This window comes from Mycolicibacterium aurum (genome assembly GCF_900637195.1).
In the GTDB taxonomy this organism is placed as follows: domain Bacteria; phylum Actinomycetota; class Actinomycetes; order Mycobacteriales; family Mycobacteriaceae; genus Mycobacterium; species Mycobacterium aurum.
Genome location: NZ_LR134356.1, coordinates 238719 through 262856, shown reverse-complemented (window position 1 = coordinate 262856; position 24138 = coordinate 238719). Strand labels below are relative to the sequence as shown.

The 24138-nt window shown below is 68.9% G+C and carries 20 protein-coding genes; 10 read left to right on the top strand and 10 right to left on the bottom strand.

From position 1 onward, the window contains the following. Positions 1–15 precede the first annotated feature (15 nt). Complete coding sequence (locus EL337_RS01280; protein WP_197724241.1) at positions 16–4227, top strand: alpha-(1->3)-arabinofuranosyltransferase; 4212 nt, start codon at positions 16–18, stop codon at positions 4225–4227. 1 nt (position 4228) lies between these two features. Then, on the top strand, positions 4229–5716 hold the full coding sequence (locus EL337_RS01275; protein WP_109860118.1) for an AMP-binding protein: 1488 nt from the start codon (positions 4229–4231) through the stop codon (positions 5714–5716). On the opposite strand, the gene EL337_RS01270 is transcribed toward EL337_RS01275, so the two are convergent. Then, positions 5682–6878, bottom strand: coding sequence for an acyltransferase family protein (locus EL337_RS01270; RefSeq protein ID WP_048632574.1), 1197 nt, complete (start codon positions 6876–6878; stop codon positions 5682–5684). The two genes, EL337_RS01275 and EL337_RS01270, sit on opposite strands and share 35 nt — an antisense overlap. A gap of 196 nt (positions 6879–7074) precedes the next feature. Between EL337_RS01270 and EL337_RS01265 the strand changes: the two genes are divergently transcribed. Next, positions 7075–8280 carry a cell envelope lipid trafficking protein PgfA gene (locus tag EL337_RS01265; protein ID WP_048632575.1) on the top strand — a complete coding sequence of 402 codons (1206 nt, stop codon included), beginning with the start codon at positions 7075–7077 and terminating at the stop codon, positions 8278–8280. Beyond that, positions 8277–10019: an MmpA family trehalose lipid delivery protein gene (locus EL337_RS01260; RefSeq protein WP_370737160.1), complete on the top strand. Its 1743-nt coding sequence runs from the start codon at positions 8277–8279 to the stop codon at positions 10017–10019. The genes EL337_RS01265 and EL337_RS01260 overlap by 4 nt, the downstream gene beginning before the upstream one ends. Here the strand turns inward: EL337_RS01260 and EL337_RS01255 are convergent. Genes EL337_RS01255 through EL337_RS01245 form a run of 3 tightly spaced genes read right to left on the bottom strand, consistent with a single transcriptional unit; the run spans position 9960 to position 11308 of the window. Then, positions 9960–10220: a hypothetical protein gene (locus EL337_RS01255; RefSeq protein ID WP_048632577.1), complete on the bottom strand. Its 261-nt coding sequence runs from the start codon at positions 10218–10220 to the stop codon at positions 9960–9962. The two genes, EL337_RS01260 and EL337_RS01255, sit on opposite strands and share 60 nt — an antisense overlap. Before the next feature lie 9 nt (positions 10221–10229). After that, the gene (locus tag EL337_RS01250) at positions 10230–11087 is read right to left on the bottom strand and encodes an oxygenase MpaB family protein (protein WP_048632578.1); all 858 of its coding nucleotides are present in this window, start codon (positions 11085–11087) and stop codon (positions 10230–10232) included. Then, on the bottom strand, positions 11084–11308 hold the full coding sequence (locus EL337_RS01245) for a hypothetical protein (protein WP_048632579.1): 225 nt from the start codon (positions 11306–11308) through the stop codon (positions 11084–11086). Before EL337_RS01245 ends, EL337_RS01250 begins: the two co-directional genes overlap by 4 nt. Before the next feature lie 117 nt (positions 11309–11425). On the opposite strand from EL337_RS01245, the gene EL337_RS01240 reads away from it, so the two are divergent. Continuing rightward, positions 11426–12664, top strand: a complete 1239-nt coding sequence (locus tag EL337_RS01240) for a cytochrome P450 (protein ID WP_048632580.1) — start codon at positions 11426–11428, stop codon at positions 12662–12664. On the opposite strand, the gene EL337_RS01235 is transcribed toward EL337_RS01240, so the two are convergent. Continuing rightward, complete coding sequence (locus tag EL337_RS01235) at positions 12657–13835, bottom strand: glycosyltransferase family 4 protein (protein WP_048632581.1); 1179 nt, start codon at positions 13833–13835, stop codon at positions 12657–12659. The two genes, EL337_RS01240 and EL337_RS01235, sit on opposite strands and share 8 nt — an antisense overlap. A 37-nt stretch (positions 13836–13872) precedes the next feature. On the opposite strand from EL337_RS01235, the gene EL337_RS01230 reads away from it, so the two are divergent. From EL337_RS01230 to EL337_RS01220, 3 genes are all read left to right on the top strand, one after another. Further along, a complete protein-coding gene (locus EL337_RS01230) occupies positions 13873–14640 on the top strand; it encodes a class I SAM-dependent methyltransferase (protein WP_048632582.1) in 768 nt (255 codons plus the stop codon). A gap of 54 nt (positions 14641–14694) precedes the next feature. Next, positions 14695–16170: an aldehyde dehydrogenase gene (locus tag EL337_RS01225; protein WP_048632583.1), complete on the top strand. Its 1476-nt coding sequence runs from the start codon at positions 14695–14697 to the stop codon at positions 16168–16170. 91 nt (positions 16171–16261) lie between these two features. Beyond that, positions 16262–17515, top strand: coding sequence for an IS30 family transposase (locus EL337_RS01220; RefSeq protein ID WP_048632584.1), 1254 nt, complete (start codon positions 16262–16264; stop codon positions 17513–17515). Between the two features lie 42 nt (positions 17516–17557). Here the strand turns inward: EL337_RS01220 and EL337_RS01215 are convergent, their stop codons facing one another. The 5 genes from EL337_RS01215 to EL337_RS01195 all read right to left on the bottom strand — a co-directional run bounded on the left by EL337_RS01215 (position 17558) and on the right by EL337_RS01195 (position 22241). Then, positions 17558–17956, bottom strand: coding sequence for a YybH family protein (locus EL337_RS01215; RefSeq protein WP_048632642.1), 399 nt, complete (start codon positions 17954–17956; stop codon positions 17558–17560). Between the two features lie 44 nt (positions 17957–18000). Further along, positions 18001–19836: an acyl-CoA dehydrogenase gene (locus EL337_RS01210; RefSeq protein ID WP_048632585.1), complete on the bottom strand. Its 1836-nt coding sequence runs from the start codon at positions 19834–19836 to the stop codon at positions 18001–18003. 71 nt (positions 19837–19907) lie between these two features. Beyond that, a complete protein-coding gene (locus tag EL337_RS01205; RefSeq protein WP_048632586.1) occupies positions 19908–20429 on the bottom strand; it encodes a dihydrofolate reductase family protein in 522 nt (173 codons plus the stop codon). Between the two features lies 1 nt (position 20430). Further along, a complete protein-coding gene (locus EL337_RS01200; RefSeq protein ID WP_048632587.1) occupies positions 20431–21360 on the bottom strand; it encodes a helix-turn-helix domain-containing protein in 930 nt (309 codons plus the stop codon). A gap of 53 nt (positions 21361–21413) precedes the next feature. Beyond that, positions 21414–22241 (bottom strand): arylamine N-acetyltransferase family protein, encoded by an 828-nt coding sequence (locus EL337_RS01195; RefSeq protein WP_048632588.1) that lies wholly within the window; start codon positions 22239–22241, stop codon positions 21414–21416. Positions 22242–22455: 214 nt separating this feature from the next. Between EL337_RS01195 and EL337_RS01190 the strand changes: the two genes are divergently transcribed. Further along, complete coding sequence (locus tag EL337_RS01190) at positions 22456–23154, top strand: SDR family oxidoreductase (protein WP_048632589.1); 699 nt, start codon at positions 22456–22458, stop codon at positions 23152–23154. 172 nt (positions 23155–23326) lie between these two features. Continuing rightward, complete coding sequence (locus EL337_RS01185; RefSeq protein WP_048632590.1) at positions 23327–24136, top strand: 1-acyl-sn-glycerol-3-phosphate acyltransferase; 810 nt, start codon at positions 23327–23329, stop codon at positions 24134–24136. Positions 24137–24138: the final 2 nt, after the last annotated feature.

The window sequence follows — 24138 nt, the reverse complement described above, 5'->3', positions numbered from 1 at the left end:
ATACCCAGTTCGCCGATCCAGCCGCTGTCGCGGCGCTGGCTGTGGGTGGTCGCCGCGGCGGCTCTGGTCCTGACGTTCGCCCAGTCACCCGGCCAGATCTCCCCCGACACCAAGCTCGATCTCACCGCCAATCCCCTGCGTTTCCTCGCGCGCGCGTTCCACCTGTGGAATAGCGAGTTGCCGTTCGGCCAGGCGCAGAATCAGGCCTACGGCTACCTCTTCCCGCACGGCACGTTCTTCCTGGCCGGTGACGTCCTGGGGCTCCCCGGCTGGGTGACGCAGCGGCTGTGGTGGGCAGTGCTGCTCGTGGTCGGGTTCTGGGGCGTGGTCCGGGTCGCCGAAGTGCTCGGCATCGGCAGCACGACCTCGCGGGTGCTCGGCGCCGTCGCCTTCGCGTTGTCGCCGCGGGTGCTGACGACGCTCGGCGCGATCTCGTCGGAGACGCTGCCGATGATGCTCGCGCCGTGGGTGCTGCTCCCGGTCATCGTCGCGCTGCGGGGGGACCCGCGCGTGCGGACACTTGCCGCCCGCTCGGCGCTGGCGATCGCGCTGATGGGCGCGGTCAATGCCGTGGCGACGCTGACCGCGTGCCTGTGCGCGGCCGTGTGGCTGGCCTGTCACCGCCCGACCCGGGTGTGGTGGCGCTTCGTGGCGTGGTGGGTGCCGTGTGTCGCGCTGGCGGTGGCGTGGTGGGTGATCGCGCTGCTGCACCTCGGACGCATCAGCCCACCGTTCCTGGATTTCATCGAGTCCTCTGGTGTGACCACGCAGTGGATGTCGCTGACCGAGATGCTGCGGGGCACCGGGGCGTGGACGCCGTACGTGGCGCCGACGGCGACCGCGGGTGCGCCGCTGGTGACCGGATCGGTGGCGGTGCTGGCGACGACTCTGGTGGCCGCCGGCGGCCTTGCCGGTCTCGCGCTGGCCGGGATGCCTGCCCGGGGGCGGTTGATCACCATGCTGTTGGCGGGCGTGGTGCTGTTGGCAGCAGGCTATTCGGGCGGCCTCGGGTCACCGGTCGCCCACTACGTGCAGGTCTTCCTGGACGCGGACGGCACCCCGCTGCGCAACCTGCACAAGCTGGAACCGCTGCTGCGGCTGCCGCTCGCACTCGGCCTGGCGCATCTGCTGGGCCGGATACCGTTGCCCGGCAGCGCACCGCGACCCGTGTGGCGTAACGCGTTCGCGCACCCGGAGAACGACAAGCGGGTCGCGGTCGGGATCGTGCTGCTCGCCGCACTGACCGCGGCGACCGCACTGGCGTGGACCGGGCGGCTCGCCCCGTCGGGCACGTTCGACGCGATCCCGCAGTACTGGCACGACACCGCGAAGTGGCTGGACGACAACAACTCCGGCGGCCGGGTGCTCGTCGCGCCGGGGGCACCCTTCGCCACCCAGGTGTGGGGCAACAGCCACGACGAACCACTGCAGGTGCTCGGCGACAGTGCGTGGGGGGTGCGCGATTCCATCCCGCTCACCCCACCGGAGACGATCCGGGCGCTGGACTCGGTGCAACGCCTGTTCGCCGCGGGAAGGCCGTCCGAAGGGCTCGCCGAAACCCTTGTCCAGCAAGGTATCTCATACGTCGTGGTGCGCAACGATCTGGACCCCGACACGTCGCGATCGGCCCGTCCCATCCTCGTGCATCGCGCGATCGACGGCTCGCCCGGGCTCACCAGGGTCGCCGAGTTCGGTGAGCCGGTGGGTCCCGGCACGCTGGCCGGATTCGTGACCGACAGCGGGCTGCGGCCCCGGTACCCCGCGGTGGAGATCTACCGCGTGGACGGCGCAGCTCCGGCCGGAAAGGGCGTTCTGACACCGTATGCCGTCGACGCCGGCACCATGGCGCGCGTGGACGGCGGACCCGAATCGCTGCTGCGGCTCAATGAACGTCGCGCGCTCGCCGGCCGGCCGCCGCTGGGGCCCATGCTCCTGACCCAGGACGCGCTGCGCGCAGGGCTGCCCGCGCCGCTCGTCACAGTCACCGATACCCCGACGGCACGCGAAACCGATTACGGCAGAGTCGACGACCATTCGTCGGCGATCCGTGCGCCGGGCGATGCACGCAACACGTTCAACCGGGTGCCCGACTATCCCTCCACCGGTGCCGATCTCGTGTACGGGCAATGGGACGGTGGCCGGGTCTCGGTGTCGAGCGCCTCGTCGGATTCGACCGCGCTGCCCAACGTGTCGCCGTCGTCGGGCCCCGCCGCGGCGATCGACGGGGACGCCTCCACGAGCTGGGTGTCCAACGCGTTGCAGACCGCCGTCGGTCAGTGGCTTCAGGTCGACCTCGACCGTCCCGTCACCAACGCCACTCTCACGATCACCCCGAGTGCCACCGCGGTCGGTGCGCAGGTCCGCCGCCTCGAGGTGTCGACCGTCAACGGCACCAGCACCGTCCGGTTCGACGAGCCCGGCACACCGCTGACCGTCGCCCTGCCCTACGGCGAGTCGCCGTGGGTGCGGATCACCGCGACGGGAACCGACGACAACTCTCCCGGTGTGCAATTCGGCATCACCGACATCAGCCTGACCCAGTACGACGCCAACGGGTTCGCCAACCCGGTGAACCTGCGCCACACCGTCGACGTCCCTGCTCCGCCTCCGGGTTCTGCGGTCGCCCAGTGGGATCTCGGTTCGGAACTGCTGGGCCGCGCCGGGTGCGCCGAGAGCCCCTCCGGCACCCGGTGTTCGGCGGCCATGGCGCTCGCCTCGGAGGAGCCGGTGAACCTGAGCAGAACCCTGACGGTGCCCGAGCCGACGCCGGTGACACCGACGGTCTGGGTGCGCGCCCGTCAGGGACCCAATCTCGCCGACCTCATCGCTGCTCCAGGGGCGACGAGAGCGGTCGGCGACGCCGATCCGATCGACGTGCTGGGCTCCGCGTACGCCGCCACCGACGGCGACCCCGACACGGCGTGGACGGCGCCACAGCGGTCGGTACAGCCACGCAAGCCGCCCGTGCTGGAGCTCAGGCTGCCGCGACCGACCGGCGTCGCGGCGATCCGGGTGACGCCCAGTTCATCTGTGCTGCCGGCACATCCGACGATGATCGCCGTCGATCTCGGCGACGGGCCCCAGGTGCGCCGCATGGACGAAGGCACCCAGACCTTCGCGCTGCACCCCCGAACCACCGATTCGATCAGGGTGTGGCTTCTGGACTGGGATGACGTCATCGACCGCACGTCCCTCGGTTTCGACCAGCTCAAGCCGCCGGGACTGGCCGAGATCGTCGCGCTCGACGGACGCGGCGCACCGATCGGCGCCGCCGACGCCGACGCCAACCGCGCCCGTGGCATCAGCCTGCCCTGCGGACGGGGACCGGTCATCGGCGTCGCCGGGGAGTTCGTGCAGACCTCGGTGACCACCACGGTGGGCGACCTGCTCGACGGGCGGCCGGTACCGGCTCGCCCGTGTCGCACCGAGCCCATCGCCCTGCCTGCCGGCCAACAGGAATTGCTGATCAGCCCCGGCCCCGCGCTGATCGTCGACGGCGTGCAGCTCGCGACGCCGCGGGCGCGCGAGATCGTCCCGGCGACAACGTCACCCGTGGCCGTCGAGCAGTGGAGCAACGACCACCGTGAGGTGTCACTCGGTCCGTCCGAGGCGGCCCGCATCCTGGTGGTGCCCGAAAGCTCCAGCCCAGGATGGGTGGCCCGCGACGACGCCGGTGTGACGCTGGCGCCCGTCACCGTCAACGGTTGGCAGCAGGGCTGGGTGGTGCCCGCCGGAACCCAGGGAACCGTCACGCTGGACTTCGCGTCCAATGCCACCTACCGGGCCGGGCTGATCGGCGGTCTCGCGGTGCTACCGCTGCTGTTGCTGCTGGCCTTCGTGCCGATGCGGCGGCCAGGGCCGCCGGCCCCCGCCGCACGGCCGTGGCACCCGCGTCCACTCGTGATCGGAGCGGCGACAGCTGTTGCGGCAGGCGTCATCTCGGGTCTCGTCGGAGTACTCGCGGCGGGCGCCGCGGTGGGCGCGCGCTACCTGCTGCGCCGACGGCACCGACTGCGCGACGGGCTGACCGTCGGCACCGCCGCGTTCGGGCTGATCCTCGCAGGCGCGGCGCTGAGCCAGAACCCGTGGCGTTCAGTCGACGGATACGTGGGCCACTCGGCGGGTGTGCAGTTCCTGGCGCTGTTGTCGGTGGTGGCCGTGGCGGTGTCGACGATGACGTTCACCGATTCGGACCGGCACAGCGCGAGTGACAGCGAAGATGGCTGACATGACAGCACCCGTTCCGCCCATCGGCACGCAGGTTTCGGAGCTGGCCGCGCAGGCACCTGACGCACCCGCCGCAACATGCGATGGCGTCACCGTGACCCGGGCGGAACTGGACGCGACCACCAACCGGCTGGCCCGGAAATTCGCGTCCGCGGGCGTCGGCGTCGGCGACTACGTCACGATCGTGCTGCCCAACTCGCTGGAGTGGGTGTATTCGGTGGTGGCCTGCTGGAAGCTCGGCGCGGTCCCGCAGCCGCTGTCGGCGCGCCTGCCGGACGCCGAACTGGCCGCCCTGCTCGAGCTCCGCCGGCCGGCGATCCTCGTCGGGCGGCAGGACCCGACCGGCGTCACCCTCGACGTGACCGCTGACGCGACCACTGTTGCCGCCGATTTCTCCGATGCGCCACTGCCGGAGGCGGTGTCGCCGGTGTGGAAGTCGATGGCCTCTGGCGGGAGTACCGGCCGGCCCAAGCTGATCGAGGCGGGCAACGACAGCCGGGTGCCCGCCGCGATCGGCGCACCGCTGGGTGCGCAGCCTGGAGACGTCAACCTCATCTCGGTGCCGCTGAGCCACAACACGGGTTTCACCACATTCGCCATCGGACTGCTGCAGGGCCATCACCTGGTGGTGATGCCCCGCTTCGAACCCGCGGAGTTCCTGCGGCTGGTCACCGAGCACAAGGTCACGTTCCTGGCGACGGTGCCGACGATCATGCAGCGCCTGCTACCCGTCTACCGCGCCCACCCGGACGCCTACGACCTGTCGTCGATCCGCCGGTTCTGGCACTTGGCGTCGCCGTGTCCGCCCGCGGTCAAGCAGGCGTGGATCGACATCGTGGGTCCCGAGGCGGTGTGGGAGCTGTACGGCGGCACGGAGTTACAGGCGCTGACATTCATCTCCGGCACCCAGTGGCTGGACCACCCCGGCTCGGTCGGTGTCGTCGTCGCCGGCGAGATGAGGGTGCTCGACGACGACGGCAACGACTGCCCGCCCGGAGTCCCCGGCGAGATCTACATGAGACCCGCGCCGGGCAGCAGACCCACGTACCGCTACATCGGCAGCGACGCGAAGTCCCGTGACGGCTGGGATTCCCTCGGCGACCTCGGGTATTTCGACGAGGACGGCTACCTCTACCTCAACGACCGCAGGGTCGACATGTTCACCGTCGGCGGGCGCAACGTGTATCCCGCCGAGATCGAGTCGGCGCTGGCCGAGCATCCGCACGTGCTGTCGAGCCTCGCGGTCGGCCTGCCCGACGACGACCTCGGGCAGGTGCCGCACGCGATCGTGCAATCTGCACCGGGATCGGCCGCCGAGTTGGACGAAGCGGGGGTGATCGCATTCCTTTCCGAGCGCATCGCGTCCCACAAGGTGCCCCGCACGGTCGAATTCACCGACCGTCCGTTGCGCGACGACGCCGGCAAGGCGCGCCGCTCGGCCGTCCGCGACGAGGTCATCGCGCGACGGCAGGCTCGATCTCTGCAGTGACCGATGAGTCCAGCGGCGTCGGATCGTGGCGTCGTTCCCAGCGCCGCAACGCGTTCCGGCACGGCGACTCGACCAGCGCGTAGCTGACCGCGGCGATCGCGAAACCGAACAGCACCGTCAACACCAGCACGATGGTGAAGTGTCCGTTGAACGCGAACGCCCCGATCACCGGGAACACCATCGCCAGCGCAGCGAGGTGCCACACGAACAGGCCGTAGGACCAGCGCCCCAACGTCACCATCGTCGGGCTGCCCAGGATCCGGTGCGACGTGTCGAGGCGGTCCAGCACCAGCGGGGCGAGCAGCGCGCCCGCCACGATCGCCCCCATCGCGGTCTTCAGCGTCACCTGCCCGATCGTTCCGGGGTGCAGGCCTTCCCGGCCCGCCAGCGGCGACGCCGCCACCAGGAAGGCCGCCGCGGCGATCATCGCCATCACCAGCCGTCGCCGCGCCAGGCGGTGCGCCCAGCCGACCGGGCTGACCGTGAGCTCGGCCAGCACCATCCCGGCGGCGAACCACGAGAAGAACGCCGGCGGCCAGTTCCACAGGTTGTGGCCGGACGCCGGGTCGAACGGGATGTACGCCCAGAAAAGGCTCGCCACGGCGGTCCCGATGATCACCGGTATGCGGGCACCGACGGGCAGCCGCCGGGCCAGCAGGGCCAGCAGCGGCAGCGCCAGATAGAAGCTCATCTCCACCGACAGGCTCCACATCTGCGTCAGACCGGCGGTCAGCGTCAGCGGCACGTAGATCTGGGTCAGCGTCAGGTTCGCCAGCCACACCGTGAAGTCGGCGTTCACCTCGGGCAGCAGCGACATGATCACCACCACCGCGACCAGGTAGCCGGGCATGATGCGCACGATGCGCGACCGCAGATAGTGGCCCGTCGCGGGACGTGGCCGCAGCCCCCGGGCCGCGGCGGCATGGCCCCGCCACAGCAGGAAGCCCGACAGCGCGAAGAAGACCGCCACCGCGAGGTCGAAGCGGCCGAGGATGCGTCCCACGGCGCCGCCGCTCTGGCCGGTCTGGAACGCGACGTGGGTGACGACGACACCGATGGCCGCACAGGCGCGCAAGCCCTCGACTGCGGGCAGGAACCCGCGGGTCCCGCCCACGGTGTCCTCGGTGCTCCCGTCCGCCACCGGCGCTGCGCCTACCGTCACAGCTGAACAGTCTGCCCCCGGGTGTGTGCAGCGGGGTGAACCACCGGGGTAAACGGGTAGCCACGAGCTGCCGGCGAACGCCTCGTAGTAAGCGACGGCCTTAAGCTGTGCTGTTAGGGTCGAACAGGCTTTTGGGCGTCTGGCTGGGCGCCGCCACCGCCACACTCCGTGGCGGCGCGCGAAGGGAGACACGGTATTGAACCGCGCAGTTGCGCTGAGGATCGCCGCGTGCGGCATCATGGGCCTCGGAGCTGCCCTGCTCATCGCAGCCCTGCTCTTGTCCACCTACACCCAGGGCAAGATCGCCAAGATTCCCCTCAACATCGACGCGACCCTCGTCAGCGAGGGCACCGGAACCGCGTTCGACCCGGCGTCGCTCCTGGGCGAACGGTTCGTCATCAACGAAGACGTGCCGGTGGTCCAGCAGCAGCAGATGACGGTGGAGTCCCCGTCGAACGCCGACGTGGTGACGCTGCAGGTCGGCACCACGCTGAAGCGCTCCGATCAGCAGCAGGACAACGGCCTGCTGCTGGCGATGGTCGACACCGTCACCGTCAACCGGCAGTCCGCGATGGCCGTGTCCAGCGAGACCAACCCGGGCGGCTCGGTGCAGAAGCCGCGGGCGATCGAGGACGAGAATCCGCCGACCAGCATCGCGCTGCCGCACGAAGGCCTGGCCTACCGGTTCCCGTTCGACACCGAGAAGAAGACGTATCCGTTCTTCGATCCGATCGCGCAGAAGCCCTACGACGCCAACTACTCGGGCGAAGAGGACGTCAACGGGCTGACCGCCTACAAGTTCACCCAGAACATCGGCTTCGACGCCGACGGGGAACTCGTCGAGCCGGTGAAGTTCGCTTCCCTCTACGACGACGACGCCGACAGCCAGGCGACCGCCACCGCGCGGCTGTGGGGTATCGAGGGCGATCCCGAAGAGCCCATCACGATGACGCGCTACTACGCCGCGCAGCGGACCTTCTGGGTCGACCCCGTCTCCGGGACGATCGTCAAGCAGACCGACCGCGGCTACCAGTACTACGCCCGCGAGGCACTCAAGCCCGAGGTGACGTTCGTCGACTACACGGTGACCACCAACGAGGAGACCGTCGAGTCGCAGGTCGCCGTGGCCCAGGACGAGCGTGACCGGGTGGCGCTGTGGGGCCGCATCCTGCCGATCACGTTCACCGCACTGGGACTCGTGTTGCTCGTCGGCGGTGCGCTGCTCGGGACGTTCAGCCTGCGGGCGGAGTCACTGCTGATCGATCCGGGCCTCGACGACACCGGCGGCCGGTTCTACGGCAAGCGTGGCGACGAGGGCGAACCGGTGCCGGGCGCCGAGGCGATGACCGAGAAACTCCCCGCCCAGCGGCCGACGGATCTGCCGCCGGACCGACCGGTCTGATCGCTCCGTTCTCCGCGCCGCTGCGGCGCTCGCTGGTTGCGCCCGGCTACGCACTCGCGTTGACCGTCGCGGTGACCGCGCCGCTTCTGGCGCCCGGCTACCTGCTGCTGCGCGACGCGGTGTCCACGCCGCGCTCGTACCTGTCGGATGCCGCGCTGGGGTTGTCCCAGGCGGCGCCGCGAGCACTGCCGCAGGACTTCGCCGTCGCGCTCGCGTCGTCGGTGATAGACGGCGGGATCGTGGTCAAGGGTCTGCTCATCGTCGGGCTGTGGCTGGCCGGGTGGGGCGCCGCGCGACTGGCCGCCGCCGTGGTGCCCGATGCCGGGATCGCCGGTCAGTGCGTGGCCGTCACGATCGCGATCTGGAATCCGTATGTGGCAGAGCGGCTTCTGCAGGGGCACTGGAGTCTGCTGGTGGGCTACGGATGCCTGCCGTGGGTGGCGGTCACGGTTCTTTCCCTGCGTGCGCCGGCGCCGGGGGCACCTCCCGCCCTCGGCACAATCGCGGCTCTGGTGTTCTGGCTGGCGTTCGCGGGGTTGACCCCAACGGGGTTGATGCTCGCGGCGACGATCGGGCTGGCGTGCGCGGCGGCCCCAGGGGACGGCATGCGCAGGCGGTGGTGTGCGGCCGTGACGTTGACCGCGTCGGTGACGGCGGCGTTACCGTGGCTCGTCGCCTCCGCGGTGGCCGGGGGCTGGGCGGCGTCAGGAGATCCCGGCCCCGGGGTGACGGCCTTCGCCGCACGCGCCGAACCGGGCCTCGGCACCGTCGGCAGCCTCGCCAGTCTGGGCGGCATCTGGAATGCCGATGCAGTACCTGCCTCGCGGACAACGCTTTTCGCGGTGGTGTCGGCGGCGGTGTTGCTGTCGATCGTGGCGGTGGGCATTCCGACGCTGCTGCGCCGCGGCGTCGTACCGCTGCTCGTGGTGGCAACGGCCGCTGTGGTCGTGCCCGCCCTGATGGCGACGGGCCCTGGCCTGGCCGCAGTGGAGTCGGTAACCGGCGCGTTCCCGGGACTGGGGGTGATCCGCGACGGGCAGAAGTGGGTGGCGCTCGCGATGCCCGCCTACGCGCTGGCGGGCGCCTGCGCCGTGGTCACCCTGCGGCCACGCGTACCGGCGCTGGCCACCGCAGTGGTGTGCTGCGCCGCGGTCATCGCCACGCTGCCCGACCTGACGTGGGGTGTCGGTGGCCGGGTGTCACCCGTGCGCTATCCCGAGGGCTGGGCGGCGGCGGCCGCGGTCATCAATGCCGACCCGGCCCCGGTGGCCGTGCTGCCCGTCGACAGCATGCGGCACTTCCCTTGGGCCGGTGACGCGCCGGTGCTCGACCCGCTGCCGCGCTGGGTGCGCGCCGACGTGCTGAGCACCGGCGACCTCACGATCGCGGGAAAGACCGTCCCGGGCGAGGGCACCCGCGCACGCGAGGTCCAGCAGATGCTGATCTCCGGCGCGGGCGCTGACGAGCTGGCCGCGGCGGGAGTGGGGTGGGTGATGACAGAGGGCGCGTCCAGCGAGCTCCCGCTCCCCGTGGCCTACCGCGACGCCGACATCGCCGTGTACGCCGTGGGTGGTGACACGGCCGGCTCACCGCACCGGGCCGTCATGCTCGCGGCGCACGCGGTGTGGCTGGTCCAGCTGATCGCGGGTCTGGCGGCAATGCTGTTGGTGCGCCTGCGATCACGCCACGCACACCGTCGGCACCAGCACGTAGACCGGCCACAACCCGGCAACCAGTAGGTAAGCCGCCATCCCGCCACCGGCGGGCAGCAGGGTCTGCAGCAGGTCCTCGAGAGGGCGGATCTTGTCGGCGTGGAAGAAAGCCCACCCCACCCCGACGGTGACGTACGGAATCGCCAGCCACAGGTGGAGTTCCAGCACATCGGCGACGGACAGCCGACGGCGCAGGACGCTGCGGGTGGCGGTTCGGATGTCAGGCATTGCCCGCCCTCAGACCAGTTGCCGGTGCCGACGGACACGGCGACGCACGTCGGCGAGCAGCACGTGACTGCCACCCTGACGGATGAACCCGGGCAGGAAGCGGTTGACGAGCGCCACCGTCAGGAACAGCCGCTCGAACACCCGCTGCCGCGCACTGCCCCACGTCAGGCCGAGGGCGTCGCGGAACACCGGCGCCAGAAACCCTGCGGTGAGGAATGTCAGCAGTGGCCGAAACGGCAGCGCCAGGACGGGAGAGATCATCCGCAGGTCGACGAGGTCGGTGAGGTAGGACCGCACCACGTCGTCCATCGTCACCAGCTCGCAGGCGCTGTCCCAATAGTCGTCGAACGCCGCCCGGGTGGGCGGCCACTGGTCGGCCGTGACCTGGAGCGTCGTGCCGAGCGTCCAGCTCGACAGGTAGAACTGTTCGGACTGCTCCGGCGTCATCTCGCCGCGCAGCAGTTGATAGGTGTCTTCCAGCCCGACGAACAGGCATGCCGCCACCCACATCTGCAGCTCGCGGTCGAAGGCGTTGTAGCGCACCGGGCTGGACGGACCCGACTTCACATGCCGGTGCGCCTCGTTGACGGCGTCCCGGAACGCGGCCCTGTCGTCGTCACTGCCCATAACCGCGACCGCCAGGTACTGGAATGTGGTGCGGGCCCGCTTCCACGGGTGCTTCATCAGGTTCCCGGACTCGACCTTGCTCTCCGCCACACCGTGCCCGACGCCGGGACGCGACAGTTGCATGACGACGTTGGCCGCACCGGCGGCGAACGACCAGAAGTCCATCGCGTCGGCCACCGTCACCGGCTCGTCGCTCCAGCGGGCGGTGCGACGGGTGACGCGAATCCTGTTGCCGGTCATGGCATGCAGACGTCGGCGAACAAGAGCATCGGCCAGAACATCACGGAGGCGACGAACGCCACCGCCTTCTGCAGTCCGTCCGCCTGGGCCATGTGGTCAGGCGTGAACACCGCCAGCAACACTCCGACCACGCCGTAGGGCGCCCCGAGCAGGATCGCGGCGCCGATCCACTCGGCGAGGGTCATCTCATAGCTCATGATTCGCCGCGCGACGCTGAGCATGAGCGCTATGTTAATGATCATTCTCGATCCTGTCCGCTGTTTCCCCACCGTGCCGAGGTTGGCGGTTCAGCCCATCGACCGACGGGCGCGGGACTAATGTGCGGCGCGGGAGGTGCCATGGCCACGCCATCGTCCACGGACGCGATCAGCATCGGCGGTGTCGATCTCGCCGATCCCGACACCTATCTGCACGGCATGCCCTACGAGGCGTTCCGCCGGCTCCGGGAGCAGGCTCCCGTCGCCTGGCACCCCTACGGTGACCAGCCGGGATTCTGGGCATTGACCGGTCACGACCAGATCCTGGCCGTCTCCCGGGACAGCCAGACATGGTCGTCGCAGGCCACCGGTGTCTTCGTGGACGTCCCGGCGCCGGAGGATTCCTATCAGCTGGCCCTGATGATGCTGACGATGGATCCGCCGAGGCACACCGCGTTACGGGCGCTGGTGAGTCGCGGCTTCACCCCGAGACACGTGGCGCGGCTGAATCGGAATGCCGCAGAGATCGCAAGCGCCATCCTCGACGACGTGCTGGACCGCGGGGAGTGCGAATTCGTCGGCGACGTCGCCGGCGCGCTGCCGTCGTACATGATCGCCGAGCTGCTCGGCATCCCGCTCGACGACGGCCGCCGGCTCTATGCACTGACCGAGATCATGAACACGCGTCCATTGCACGACCCCGAGCTGCTGCAGGCGCAACTGCAGCTGTTCGAGTACGCGGGCGAACTCGCGGTCACCAAGCGTGCGTCGCCCGGCGACGACATCGCCACGGCCCTGCTGCACGCCGAGGTGGACGGCGAACGGCTGACCGACCTCGAGTTCAACCTGTTCTTCATGCTGCTGCTCAACGCCGGCGGCGACACCACCCGAAACCTGGTTGCCGCGGGGACTCTCGCGCTTATCGAACATCCCGGTGAATGGGCGCGCCTGGTCTGCGACCCGTCACTGATGCCCACCGCCATCGAGGAGATGTTGCGCTGGACCAGCCCGGTGACGATGTTCACCCGGACCGCCACGCGCGACACCGAGCTGCGCGGAACGCCCATTCGCGAAGGTGAACGGGTGGCGATGTTCTACCCGTCGGCCAACCGGGACGCCGCGCGCTTCCCCGACCCAGAACGTTTCGATATCGGCCGAACACCCAACCCCCACTTGGCATTCGGCGGTGGCGGCACGCACTTCTGCCTCGGAGCCAGCCTCGCCCGCGTCGAGGCGAACGCCATCTTCAGCGAGATGGTCACCCGCATGCGCGACATCGAGCTGGCCGGTCCGGTGGAGCGGATGCGCTCGGTGCTGATCAACGGCGTGCACGCGATGCCGGTCCGATTCACCCCCGCATCGGTACCGGCGACTAGATGACGCCGCTGGTCCGGCGTCCCTCGCGGACCGCGCCCAGCACCGCGCGCATCGCATCGGCACTCTGCTGCCAGGAGAATTCGCCGCTGCGCAGCTGCGCCTTGACGCCCAGCTGTTCCCGCAACACCGAGTCGGTCAGCACCCGCGCCAACTGGTCGACCATCTCGTCGAAGTGGTCGACCAGGATGCCGGTGACCCCGTCGACCACCGAATCGGTCAGGCCACCCGAGGAGCGGTAGCCGATGGTGGGCACGCCGTGCTGGGCGGCCTCGACGACCGACAGACCCCACCCCTCCTTGCGGGACGGCAGGACGTGGACCCAGCTGCGTTGCAGTACAGCGTGTTTGGTGGCGTCGTCGACGTGTCCGTGAAAGGTGACCGAGTCGGAGATCCCCAGCCGTGCCGCGTGGTCGACGAGTTGCTGCGACCACCAGCCGTCCCCGAGGACATCCAGGTGCACGCCGGGGATGCGGGTGCGTAGGCGCGCGATGGCATCGAGGGCGTCCTCGATCTGCTTGTGCGGCACCAGCCGGGACAGCACCACGACCCGCGGCGTTGCGGAGCGGGGCTCGCTCAGGGTGTGCTCGGGCGCGGCGTCGACCCCGTTGCGCACGATCGCGACCCGGTCGGGGTGCACGCCGAGGATCGCGAGGTCGCGGGCCGACGGCAGGGACACCGTGACGTACTGGTTGCCGCGGTGCAGCCGCGGCGACAGCCGGGACTCGACGAACCATCCGATGCGGCTCATCACCCGCCCGGCGACGGGCCACTGCTCCCGGTGGCAGTGGTGCACCAGCACGACGGTCCGTCTGCCGTGCACCAGCCGGGACAGGAAGGGCAACCCGTTCTGGGTGTCGACCACGATGTCGGGACGGACGCGGCGCAACGGCCCCAGGCCGATCTTCGCCGCGGCCATCGCCAGCCCCGCCCACACGTACACCGTGTAGGCGCCGCCGCGGCGCTGGACCGTGACGCCGTCGACGACCTCGGTACGCGCTGCGCCGGGATACCGCGCGGTACGCAGCGTGACCCGGGTGCCTGCATCGGCGAGTTGGGCCCCGATGCGCTGCAGGTAGGCCTCGCTGCCCCCGCCCTGGGGGTGCCCCGTGTCGCGCCAGCACAAGAGCAGCACGGAGCGAACCGGGGAGGGCTCCGGCGGGCTGGGATCAGACATCAGCTGCCAGCCTAACCGCCCTGCGTAGGGTGTCCGCGTGGTCGCTACCGATCTGTTCGCCCGGCGCGCGACGCTGTCGCGGTCGCTGCGGCTGCTGTCGGCGTTCCGCTTCGAGCAGAGCGACCCCGACCGCTTCTACGGCGCGCTGGCCGCCGACACCGTCGCGATGGTCGGCGACCTGTGGACGTCGGTGACCGGCAGCGCACCGGAGAGGGCGACGCTGGTGGACGTCGGCGGTGGGCCCGGATACTTCGCCTCCGCGTTCACCGACGCCGGAGTGCGTTACGTCGGGGTCGAACCCGACCCCCGGGAGATGCACGCGGCCGCCCCGCGCACCCATCGCGCCGCCGGATCCTTCGTCCGCGCCTCGGGCACCGCCCTGCCGTTCGCCGATGCCAGCGTCGACATCTGCCTGTCGTCGAACGTCGCCGAGCACGTCGCCCAGCCCTGGCGCCTCGGCGACGAGATGCTGCGCGTGACCCGTCCCGGCGGTCTGGTCGTGCTGTCCTACACCGTGTGGCTGGGCCCGTTCGGCGGGCACGAGATGGGCCTGACGCACTACCTCGGTGGCCGCCGGGCAGCCGAGAGATACACCCGCAAACACGGCCACCGACCGAAGAATGACTACGGATCGTCGTTGTTCGCCGTCCATGCGCGCGACGGCCTCGCGTGGGCCGCGGGCACCGGCGCGATGGTCGCCGCATTTCCCCGCTACCACCCTCGATGGGCCTGGGGACTGACGAAAGTGCCCGGCCTGAGGGAATTCGCGGTGAGCAATCTGGTGGTCGTCCTTCGTCCGTCCTGATCCGAGGACTGCAACAGGTTCTCGTTTCTGTCTACTGTCGGTAATGTGACGCCTATGACACAGAGCACCGCGTTCAAGACCGAGTGGGACAAGCTGTTCATCGGCGGCAAGTGGGTCGAGCCGGCCACCTCGGATGTGATCGAGGTGCACTCCCCCGCCACCGGTGAGCTGGTGGGCAAGGTTCCGCTGGCGTCGGCCGCCGACGTCGACGCCGCCTGCGCGGCCGCCCGCAAGGCCTTCGACGAAGGCCCGTGGCCGCACCTGAGCCCGGCCGAGCGCGCCGAGGTCCTCGGCCGCGCGGTCAAGATCATGGAGGAGCGCGCCGACGAGCTGAAGTTCCTGCTGGCCGCCGAGACCGGCCAGCCGCCGACGATCGTCGACATGATGCAGTACGGCGCCGCGATGTCGTCGTTCAACTACTTCGTCGGTGCCGCGGACAAGTTCACCTGGCAGGACATCCGTGACGGGGTGTACGGCCAGACGCTGGTGGTCAAGGAGCCGATCGGCGTCGTCGGCGCCGTCACCGCATGGAACGTGCCGTTCTTCCTGGCCGCCAACAAGCTCGGCCCCGCGCTGCTCGCCGGCTGCACCGTCGTGCTCAAGCCGGCCGCGGAGACCCCGCTGTCCGTCTTCGCGATGGCCGAGGCGTTCGCCGAGGCCGGCCTGCCCGAGGGCGTGCTGTCGATCGTCCCCGGCGGCCCCGAGACCGGCCGGGCGCTGACCGCCAACCCCGAGCTGGACAAGTTCACCTTCACCGGAAGCTCCGGGGTGGGCAAGGAGATCGGCAAGCTCGCGGCCGAGAAGCTCAAGCCGTGCACGCTCGAACTCGGCGGCAAGTCGGCGGCCATCATCCTCGAAGACGCCGACCTGGACTCCACGCTGCCGATGCTGGTGTTCTCCGGCCTGATGAACTGCGGCCAGGCGTGTGTGGGGCAGACCCGCATCCTGGCACCCCGGTCGCGCTACGACGAGGTCGTGGAAAAGTTGTCCGCCGCCGTCGCCGCGATGCCGGTCGGCCTGCCCGATGACGCCGCGGCGATGATCGGACCGCTGATCTCGGAGAAGCAGCGCGAGCGCGTCGAGGGCTACATCAAGAAGGGCGTCGAAGAAGGCGCCCGCGTCGTCACCGGCGGTGGCCGTCCCGAAGGCCTGGACAGCGGCTGGTTCGTCCAGCCGACGGTGTTCGCCGACGTCGACAACTCGATGACCATCGCCCAGGAGGAGATCTTCGGGCCCGTGCTCGCGGTCATCGCCTACGAGGACGAGGACGACGCGGTGCGCATCGCCAACGACTCGGTCTACGGCCTGGCCGGCAGCGTCTACACCTCCGACAACGACAAGGCGCTGCAGATCGCCCGCAAGATCCGCACCGGCACCTATGCGGTGAACATGTACGCGTTCGATCCCGGCGCACCGTTCGGCGGCTACAAGAACTCGGGCATCGGCCGCGAGAACGGCCCCGAGGGTATCGAGGCGTACACCGAGGCGAAGAGCATCCTGCTGCCGTTCGGATACACCCCGGCCACCTGAGCCGGCGAACCAACAACGAGTGCACGGTTTCTGACGAATTCCGGCTTTGGCTTCTAGGGGTGTTTGCAACAGTTCCTAGTTAGGGGCTGTGATGCGTCCGTCTCCGGTGAGGTCTGTTGTTGATGAGTTTTGGCGGCTGATAGGTCAGGGTTTGTCGCCGCGGGAAGCCGGTGTGGCTGTCGGCGTGTCTGCTAGTGCTGGGCACGGTTGGTTTGCTGCCGTGGGTGGCGTGAAACCACACCAGGTGCGACCAGGGCCGCGCCGGCGACCGCGGTTGAGTTTTGAAGAACGCGAAGAGATCGCGTTAGGGGTGGCCGCCGGGGATCCAGTACGTGACATCGCGCGGCGGCTGGGACGAGCGCCGTCGACGATCTCGCGGGAGATCAAGAACAACAGCGTGATCGGCCGCAATCACTACCGGCCGCAGTATCGATTCGGTGCCCCGTGGCGTGGTGGACCAGAACGGAAGCCGCGCTACCGGGCCACGGTGGCACAGTCGAAAAGCCAACGCCGGGCGCGTCGACCCAAGACGGGTGTGCTGGCCGGCAGCGACCGACTGCGCACCGAGGTACAGACTCGGTTAGAAGAGTTCCACAGCCCCGCTCAGATCGCCGCCGGGCTGCGGCGCGATTTTCCCGACGATCCGGAGATGTGGGTGTCTGCCGAAACCATCTACAAGGCCCTTTACCTGCAGGGCAGGGGCGGTTTACGTCGTGAGTTGCACACCTGCCTGCGCACCGGGCGGGCGTTGCGCACACCGCGTCGGCGCAGCGGTGAGCGCCGCGGTCGTATCCCGAACATGATCAACATCAGCGAGCGCCCGCCCGAGGTGGCCGATCGTGCCGTGCCTGGGCATTGGGAGGGCGATCTCATCATGGGCAGCACCAAGTCCGGATCTGCCATCGGCACTCTGGTGGAACGCACGACACGCTTCACGATGCTGCTGCATCTGCCTCATGGCCACGGTGCTGAAGCGGTCCAGGAGGCGATCGTGGCCAAAATGGCGACGCTGCCCCAGATCTTGCGTCAAACGCTAACTTGGGACCAGGGCAAGGAGATGTCTAACCACATCCAGATCGCCGCAGCGACCGAGCTCGATATCTACTTCTGCGACCCGCACTCGCCCTGGCAGCGCGGAACCAACGAGAACACCAATGGACTATTGCGTCAGTGGTTTGCCAAAGGCACTGACTTATCGGTGTTTCCGGCCGACTATCTCGACGTCGTGGCATCCAAACTCAACCGGCGGCCCCGCCAGACGCTGGGCTGGAAAACACCCGCCGAAGCCCTCGACGAACTACTGTCCAACCCGTTCAACCCACCCACTGTTGCAACCACCGCTTGAGACCGCCGATCGATTTCCGTCAGAAATCGTGCACTCGGCACGTCAGGTGGTCAGCGGGAACGAATGATGCTCATGGGCAATCAGCCAGCTGTCGCCGACCTTGCGCAGGCCCATGCTGATCCGTAGCCGATTGTCGGGATCGGCCGCCAGCTCCTCCCGCGTCCCGCATCGCAGCAGACCATAGGCGAACGCGACCGTGTCGCCTGCAATCACGTCCAGCTCGACCAACTCGAAAACGGCGCCACCGGCGATGAAGTCGAAGAAGTCGGGCCAGGACGCGCGGTAGGTCCCGATGCCGCGCACACCGTCGTGGGGCGGCGGGACGTCGAACATCACGACGTCGTCGGTGTGGGCGGCGACCACGCCGTCGAGATCCTGGGACCGGATGGCTTCGACCCACCGCTCGATGGTGCGGCGGATCTGTTTCTGGTCATCAGTCATGGCAATGGTGACCACCGCCGCCGACAGAATTCATCGCCGTCGAGTCAGAACGCCTCGACGGCGACATCCATGACCGCGAGGTCCACGGCGGCGAGCACGGCGCGCTGCGCGGTCAGTCGTGGCAGCACATTGCGTGCGAAGAACTTCCCGGTGGCGACCTTGCCGCTGTAGAACGCGCGGTCACGCTCGCTGACCTCGCCGGCAAGCGCGGCCTGGGCAATCTCGGCCTGCTGCAACAACAACCACCCCAGCAGCAGGTCACCCACCGCGAGCAGGAACGGCACCGATTCCAGGCCGAGGCGGTAGAGCTCGCGCGGATTCTGCTGGGAGTCGACCAGGAACTTCGTCATCGCCGCGACCATCTCCTGCACGTCGGCGACCGCGGTGGCCAGCAGCGCCCGCTCGGTGGCCAGTTCCGCGCCGGCCGACCCGTCGTCCAGGAACTGCCGGATCTGGGTCACCACATGCAGCAGCGCCCCGCCCTGGTCCCTGGCGATCTTGCGGAAGAAGAAGTCCTGCGCCTGGATGGCGGTGGTGCCCTCGTACAGCGAGTCGATCTTGGCGTCCCGGATGTACTGCTCGATCGGATAGTCCTGCAGGAAGCCTGAACCACCAAGCGTCTGAAGCGATTCCGTCAGACACTGATAGGCGCGTTCGGAGCCGACGCCCTTGACGATGGGTAACAGCAGATCGTTGACGCGGTCGGCCATAGCGGCGTCGGCGCCGGAGACGATCTCCGCGGCAACCGGGTCCTGATGGGCCGCGGTGTAGAGGTACAGCGCACGCAGTCCCTCGGCGTAGGCCTTCTGCGTGAGCAGCGCGCGACGCACGTCGGGGTGGTGGATGATCGTCACGCGCGGTGCGGCCTTGTCCGTCATCTGCGTCATGTCGGCGCCCTGCACCCGGGTCTTCGCGTAGTCCAGCGCGTTGAGATACCCGGTCGACAGCGTCGCGATCGCCTTGGTGCCCACCATCATCCGGGCATACTCGATGACCCGGAACATCTGTGCGATGCCCTGGTGGGTGTCGTTGACCAGCCATCCCACCGCGGGCACCCCGTGCTGGCCGAACGTCAGCTCGCAGGTCGCCGACGCCTTCAGCCCCATCTTGTGCTCAAGGCCGGTCACGAATGCGCCGTTGCGCTCCCCCAGTTCACCGGTCTGCGGATCGAAGTGGAACTTCGGCACGATGAACAGCGACAGGCCTTTGGTCCCTGGCCCCGCGCCCTCCGGGCGGGCCAGCACCATGTGCACGATGTTCTCGAACAGGTCGTCCGCGTCGCCGTTGGTGATGAACCGCTTGACCCCGTCGATGTGCCAGGTGCCGTCGGGCTGCGGGACGGCCTTGGTGCGACCGGCGCCGACATCCGACCCAGCGTCAGGCTCGGTGAGCACCATCGTCGCGCCCCAGTTGCGCTCGACCATCAGCGACGCCCAGTGCCGTTGTTCGTCGTTGCCGATGGCGTTGACGATGTCGGCCATCTTGGGTCCGCCCGAGTACAGGAACGCCGCCGGTTGCGCGCCGAGGGCCAGCTCGTTGATCGCCCATTCCAGCGTCGAGGGGGCAGGGACCCCGCCGATATCCTCGGCCATGCCGACGCGGAACCATTCGCCGTCGTGCCAGGCACGGTACGCCCGCTTGAACGGTTCCGGAATGCTGACGACGTGGGTCGCCGGGTCGAAAGTCGGCGGTGTGCGGTCGGTTTCGGCGAATGCCTCGGCGAGCGGACCCTCGGCCAGTTTGGCCGCTTCCCGGATCATCTCCCGTACCGATGGGGCGTCGAGATCACCGAATTCACCTGTTGCCAGGACCTTCTCCAGGGCAAGCACCTCGAAGAGGTTGAACTCCAGATCGCGGATGTTGCTCTTGTAGTGCCCCATGCTGCGCCTCCGCTTCGGTTCCCGCGTGTTGCGGGTTTGCTGCACAGAGTACGACCCCGGGTGCGGCGCCGTCAGGCCCGTCGCCAATGCGCGCAGACGAAATCGGCGTTGACCGCCGCGGTCAGCAGCGTCCACTCCGACCGCATCGGCAGCACCCGGGATCCGGCACCGAGCGTGCACGGGGCGTAGGCGACGATCATCTCGTCGATCAGGCCCGCGGCCGCGAACTGCGCGGCCAGGTCGCCGCCGCCGACCACCCAGACGTTCTTTCCCGCCGCTGCGGTCACCAGCCTCGGGTGCAGTTCGGCGACATCGCCGGCGAACGTCTGCACGTCGTGTCCGTCGGCGACGATCTCGGGCCGATGGGTGACCACCCAGGACGGCTGCGAGTACATGAATTCGCCGGGATGGTTGGTCAGGATCCACTGGTAGGTGTCGGCGCCCATCACGATCGAGCCGACGGTCTCCATGAACGGCTCGATGGCGAAGGGCCCGTCGGCATCGATGTCGCGTGAGGTCAGCCAGTCCAGGCTGCCGTTCTCGTCGACGATGTATCCGTCCATGCTGGACGCGGTGTAGTAGATGGTGGCCATGTCAGTTCCCTCTCATCCAGTCCAGCGGGTCTCCGCGCCGGGTCGTGACGCCGTGTCGGGCCAACATGTCGCGGGCGATTTCCCGACGGTGCGCGGAGTAGGTCAGGACATGCGCGACGATGCCGTACAGCTGGAACGACTCCGGTGGATCGCACAGCGCGTCGATCACGGTGTCACCGAGCCGGCCGGCGGCCGAGTACTCGGAAACCATTGCGCACCAACGTGTGGCGATGACGGCATGATGGGCTGCCAGCGCGGCGGGGTCGGTGAACTCCGGTTGCGTGGAGGTGCGGGGCGGGAAATCCTGCCCCTCGATCGTCGCCAGCCAGACCTCCTTGCTCCACACGATCGCGCCGAGCACGGCGCCCACACTGGGTTCGGGTCCGTCCCACTCCAGCACCGTCTGCCCGGGCGCGAGTTCGTCCACCCACTGCTGGGCGGTCAGCGTCGCGGCCTGGGCCAGCAGGTGCGTGGTGTCGTCCACGTCGTGGACGATCATGAGCTGCGCTATGTCGGGAGCGTCGCGGCCGGTCGCTGCGCCCGCTTCGCTGTCGAGCCACAGCGACTGCGGCGGATGAAAGTGCAGACCGTTGGGGGCTGGCAGCCGGAAACCCACCTCGGCCGCCTGGGAGGGCGGCAGCCCGTACGAGCGCCGGAACGCCCGGGAGAACACCTCGGCCGATGACCACCCTTCGTCAGCGGCCACCGCCGACACCGGCTCGCCGCTCTGTAGCCGCCAGGCAGCGCGCTCCAGCATGACCCGTCGCCGCAGTGCGGCAGGCGATTCACCGGTCAGCCGACGGACCTCGCGGGAGAAGTGGAACTCCGAGGCGTAGCTGCTGCGCGCCATGTCGCCGACGTCGGTGTTGGCTGCGTCGGTGACTGCGTCGAGAAGCTCGCGGAGCCTGTCGCGTTTGGTCGGATCACCCACGGTCTCCGAGTATCGTCGGCGGCCGCGGCGACGGACATGACTTTTCCTGCTCTCTACCTGTCGAGCACCTGGCCGACGCGGGTCTCCAGGTCGGCGCGGTCGCCGAGGTCTGCGATGTTGATGCCGAACCGGTCGCCGAGCACGTCGACCACCTCGGCGGCGGTGTCCAGGCGCGTCTTCTCGGAGCCGCCGGCGCGGTGCACGGCGAGGTGGCGGCCCCGCAGGTTCCACCGCGCGTCGTCGGTCACCAGCGCCGCGGTCAGTCCCGTGACGAAACCTGACCGCGGATGCGTCGAGACGTACCAGCTTCCGACCTCCAGATCGACCCGGGGCCGCGGCGTAAGGCTGAGCAGGTACAGCGGCTGCCACACGCCGCGGATCTCGGCCTGCAGTTCGCAGCCCTCGGCATGATCGAGCAACCGGTACGGCTCGTGGCGGGTCGGCTGCACGGGCCCGGTCGCCAACCGGATCGGCGATGTCAGCGTCTGTCCCCCGAATCCGACGTCGACGAGGTAGGGACCGTCTCCATCGGGCAGCGTCACCGACAGCACCTGATGTGTCTGCGCCGGCAACGCGTCGCTCTCGTGCATCCAGACCACCCGGCCGGCGAGGCGCTGCACCCCGAACCCCATTTCGTCGAGCACGTAGCCGAGCAGACCGTTGTGTTCGTAGCAGTAGCCGCCGCGGCGACGGTCGATGAGCTTGTCCGCGAGCGCATCCGCCGAGAGGTCGGCGACCGGGACTCCGGTCAGCGGGTCGAGGTTCTCGAACGGGATGGACCGGTTGTGGGCGGCGACAAGGGAACACAGGGTGTCGTGCGTCGGCGCGACACCGCCGGTGTGACCGATTCGGGAGACGTACGCGTCGGACAGACTGGCCATGGCCCTCATGGTGCTTCCTCAACAGCGGTTGGGGTCAAGTGTGCCGTGACAGCACTATGGCGGAATCCCCCGACCGGGTTCCGCCATAGTGCCGTTGAACCTACAGCGCTCGGACCCGCGTTCGTCGGGTTTCGGGGCGCTTGTCGGACTACCTGCTAACTGCAGTCTTCGCCCGCGCGGGACTGCACCCCGGCGCCGTCGCGTTGACCGGTTCATGACACACACAGAACACATCACCGCGCTGGTCACCGGCGCCAATCGTGGGCTCGGCCGCAAGTTCGCCGAGGAACTCGTGGGACGCGGCGCGAAGGTCTATGCCGGAGCACGCAGGCCCGAAACCGTCGACATTCCCGGGGTGATCCCGATTCAGCTCGACATCACCGATCCCGAGTCCGTGCGCCGGGCCGCCGAGGAGGCCGGCGACGTCAACGTCGTCGTCAACAATGCGGGGGTCTCAACGCGGGCAGGACTGCTCGACGGGTCGATGGAGGACATCCGCCTGGAGATGGAGACCCACTACTTCGGGACGCTGGGCGTCACGCGCGCGTTCGCCCCGATCATCGAGCGCAACGTCAGCGAGAAGGGGGGCGTCGGCGCCATTCTCAACGTCCTGTCCGTGCTGTCGTGGACGCATCCGCCGACCAGCGGCGCCTACTCGGCGGCGAAGGCGGCGGGTTGGGCGATGACCGATGCGGTGCGTTCCGAGCTGGCTCCCCGCGGCATCCACGTGGCCGCGCTGCACGTCGGGTACATGGACACCGACATGGTCAGCTACATCCCGGCGGAGCAGAAGAGCGATCCGGGTGCCATCGCGAAGCTGGCACTGGACGGCCTGTTCGCCGGTGAGCCGGAGATCCTCGGCGACGACCTGACGCGCACCGTTAAGGCACACCTGTCGGGTCCAGCCCGGTAATCAAGATCAATGTTGCGATCCGATCGTCGCTCTTGACGGCCCCCGTGCCGGTGCTGGATGGTTCGGGCACGTGATGCTCGCCATAGCTTTGTCGACGCCCGTGAGCAGCGGGTAGACTAGCAAAACTAGAACACGTTCCAGTCCGACGACGAAGTCTTCCAAGGGGGCCGCCGTGAGCGCGACCGACATCGAGACGTCCGAGATAACCAAGTGGGACCCCGTCCTCACCGAACGGGTGATGGGCCTGCTCAAGCCGTTCCTGAAGGGATGGCACCGCGCCGAGGTGCGCGGTCTGGAGAACTTCCCGGTGGGCGGCGCCCTCGTGGTGTCCAACCACTCCGGCGGACTGTTTCCCATGGATGTGCCCGTTTTCGCAAGCGGATTCTACGAGAAGTTCGGCTTCGACCGTCCCGTCTACACCCTCAGCCACGACATGCTCATGGTCGGCCCGACAGGGGCGTTCTTCAAGAAGACCGGCTTCATCCCGGCCAGCCACCGCAACGCCGACGAAGCGCTGCGTTCCGGCGGTGTCGTCGTCGTTTTCCCCGGTGGCGACTACGACGTCTACCGTCCGACACTGGCGGCAAACAAGATCGACTTCGGCGGACGCACCGGGTACGTCAAGGCGGCGATCAACGCCGGCGTCCCGATCGTGCCCACGGTCGGAATCGGCGGTCAGGAGAGCCAGCTGTTCCTGAGTCGCGGCACCGACGTCGCCAAGGCGCTGGGACCGGTCGCCCGGCTGTTCCGGACCAAGATCGTCCCGGTGTCGTTCGGGTTCCCGTTCGGCCTGTCCGTCGTCCTTCCGCTCAACGTGCCGCTGCCCGCCAAGATCACCATGAAGGCGCTGGAGCCGATCAACATCGTCGAGGAATTCGGCGAGGACCCCGACATCGACGAGGTCGATGCTCACGTGCGGCGAGTGATGCAGCGGGCACTCGAAGAACTCGCCCAGGAGCGCCGCCTACCGGTGCTGGGCTGACA

Bases quoted from the DNA above. Each gene is read 5' to 3' on its own strand.
- EL337_RS01245 (WP_048632579.1), bottom strand. From the start codon at position 11,308: ATGCTCAGCGTCGCGCGGCGAATCATGAGCTATGAGATGACCCTCGCC.
- EL337_RS01215 (WP_048632642.1), bottom strand. From the start codon at position 17,956: ATGACTGATGACCAGAAACAGATCCGCCGCACCATCGAGCGGTGGGTC.
- EL337_RS01240 (WP_048632580.1), top strand. From the start codon at position 11,426: ATGGCCACGCCATCGTCCACGGACGCGATCAGCATCGGCGGTGTCGAT.
- EL337_RS01220 (WP_048632584.1), top strand. From the start codon at position 16,262: ATGCGTCCGTCTCCGGTGAGGTCTGTTGTTGATGAGTTTTGGCGGCTG.
- EL337_RS01235 (WP_048632581.1), bottom strand. From the start codon at position 13,835: ATGTCTGATCCCAGCCCGCCGGAGCCCTCCCCGGTTCGCTCCGTGCTG.
- EL337_RS01195 (WP_048632588.1), bottom strand. From the start codon at position 22,241: ATGGCCAGTCTGTCCGACGCGTACGTCTCCCGAATCGGTCACACCGGC.
- EL337_RS01190 (WP_048632589.1), top strand. From the start codon at position 22,456: ATGACACACACAGAACACATCACCGCGCTGGTCACCGGCGCCAATCGT.
- EL337_RS01255 (WP_048632577.1), bottom strand. From the start codon at position 10,220: ATGCCTGACATCCGAACCGCCACCCGCAGCGTCCTGCGCCGTCGGCTG.
- EL337_RS01225 (WP_048632583.1), top strand. From the start codon at position 14,695: ATGACACAGAGCACCGCGTTCAAGACCGAGTGGGACAAGCTGTTCATC.
- EL337_RS01275 (WP_109860118.1), top strand. From the start codon at position 4,229: ATGACAGCACCCGTTCCGCCCATCGGCACGCAGGTTTCGGAGCTGGCC.
- EL337_RS01210 (WP_048632585.1), bottom strand. From the start codon at position 19,836: ATGGGGCACTACAAGAGCAACATCCGCGATCTGGAGTTCAACCTCTTC.
- EL337_RS01205 (WP_048632586.1), bottom strand. From the start codon at position 20,429: ATGGCCACCATCTACTACACCGCGTCCAGCATGGACGGATACATCGTC.
- EL337_RS01250 (WP_048632578.1), bottom strand. From the start codon at position 11,087: ATGACCGGCAACAGGATTCGCGTCACCCGTCGCACCGCCCGCTGGAGC.